The 1,867-nt window shown below is 66.6% G+C and carries 2 protein-coding genes; one reads left to right on the top strand and one right to left on the bottom strand.

Features of this window, described 5'->3' with window-relative positions; genetic code table 11:
• Positions 1-1,215 (bottom strand): sterol desaturase family protein (locus ABYB95_RS22720; protein WP_372662371.1); only part of this gene is annotated, 1,215 nt, incomplete at its 3' end.
• Positions 1,216-1,359: 144 nt separating this feature from the next.
• Between ABYB95_RS22720 and ABYB95_RS22715 the strand changes: the two genes are divergently transcribed.
• On the top strand, positions 1,360-1,867 hold a 508-nt coding region (locus tag ABYB95_RS22715), incomplete at its 3' end, for a DUF2628 domain-containing protein (RefSeq protein WP_372662368.1).

The raw sequence follows: 1,867 nt of genomic DNA, 5'->3' as shown, positions 1-1,867 counted from the left end.
TGCCCGGCGCCAGTGCTGCACCACCACTACCAACGCCACACCCATGGTCAAGGGTTTGAATAACCTGTGCCATTCCACCCAGCCGGTCGCCGCCGTGGCCATGGCCAGTGCAGCGCATTCGATCATGAGCGCCTCCAGCATGCCGATGCGGCCTTGCACCACCGCGCCCACCGCCCACAGACCCGCCAGCAAAACCGCAAACCAGACCCCGCTTTGCCACAGCGGCCAAGCGTCGGTGAGCCAGAGGAAAGCGGCCACCCCCACGAGCACAGCGATGAACTGCACGACCGCGAAGCGCTGGACAGCGCGCGTCATGGGGGACGCGTAGGTCTGGACCTGGTCGATGTCGAACGGCGCTCGCGGAAAGCGCGCGGCCACATCGGCCGGACGCCAGCCCGGCGCTTGGAACCAGACGCGGAGTTTGTCGGCCCAGCTGCGGGTGTGCCAGCTGTCTTTCAGCAAGGCGGCATACACCTCGGCATTGGCCCAGAGCGGGTCCCAGCTGTTGAGCGGGCTGCGTGTGCCGTACACGCAGCGCTCGGTTTCGTCTTCTTCGTGAAAGCTGCCGAACAGCCTGTCCCACACGATCAGGATGCCGCCGTAGTTCTTGTCCAGGTAGCGGTCGTTGACGGCGTGGTGCACGCGGTGGTTCGAGGGCGATGCGAACACGCGGTCGAACCAGCCCAGCTTGCCCACGAGCTGGGTGTGGATCCAATACTGGTAGAGCAGATCTACCAGCGCAACCACGGCAAAAACCAGCGGCGGTACACCGGCAACGGCCATGGGCACATAAAACACCCAACCGAGCAGCGCGCCGCTGCTGGTTTGGCGCAAAGCCGTGGAGAGGTTGTAGTCCTGGCTTTGGTGGTGCACCACATGGGCGGCCCAGAACACCGCGCTGGTGTGGCCCAGGCGGTGGTGCCAGTAGTAGCAGAGGTCGTAGAACACCAGGGCCAGCAACCAGCCCGGCCCGCTGGTCCAGAAACCCTGGTTGGGCCAAACCGCCACGGCGGCGTAGATCCCGGTGTAGATGCCGATGCGCAGCAGGCGCGTGAACACCGCGCTGATCTGGCTCAACATGCCCAGACCGATGCTGTTGATGGCGTCGTCGAGCCGGTAGCTGCGCTGTCCTCGGGACCGGCCCACGGCGTACTCGACCGCAATCAAAGCGAAGAACACCGGGGTGGCGAGCACGATGATCTGGCTGGGGCTCATGAAAGATCCCGGTTGTCGGGGCGGGTGGTGGGCATGCGCCATTGTCTTGCGCTCCGCGGAAGTCCCCGATGGGGCGAACCCGCAGAGCGCGTGCGGCGCTGCCCGGCGTTGCGGTGGGTGGCCGTGGCCGTGCCAGAATTCGGCATGCCTGCCAGCCCCTCGTCCACCGCCCCACCGAATGGCGGTGCGCCCGAAAACACCACCACCGCCTTGTACCGGGCGGCCCTCGGGCCGGTGAACACGGCGGCCTATCTGGCGGTGTTCGAGCGCTTCGACCACGCGGGCCGTGCGGGCCTGGTGTGGAATCCGGCGGCGGCCTTGTGCAGCTTGAACTGGATGGTTTTCCGGCGTCTGTGGAAGGCGCTGCTGGTGTACACCTTGGTGCTGTCGGGCTTGTCGCTGGCTCTGTGGTGGCTGCAATCCGCGCAGGCCTTGCCCGCGGGCGTGATGCTCGGACTCTGGCTGGTATTGTTGTTGCTCAGCGTGTTGCTGCCCGGCTGGTGGGGCAGCGCGCTTTTGCATGCCCACACCCGCCAGCGCGTGTTGCGCGCGGTGGCCGCCGCACCCACGGTGCGCGACGCCTGTGTGGCGCTGGAGCGGCAAGCCGGCTCTCGCCGCCGCTTGAATGCCATGGTGGTGTGCAATGCCTTGG

Origin of the sequence: Hydrogenophaga sp. (assembly GCF_041633695.1) — a bacterium.
Taxonomy (GTDB): Bacteria; Pseudomonadota; Gammaproteobacteria; order Burkholderiales; family Burkholderiaceae_C; genus Hydrogenophaga.
Note: the sequence above shows the minus strand (reverse complement) of the source record. Positions and strands in the feature narration are given on the sequence as shown.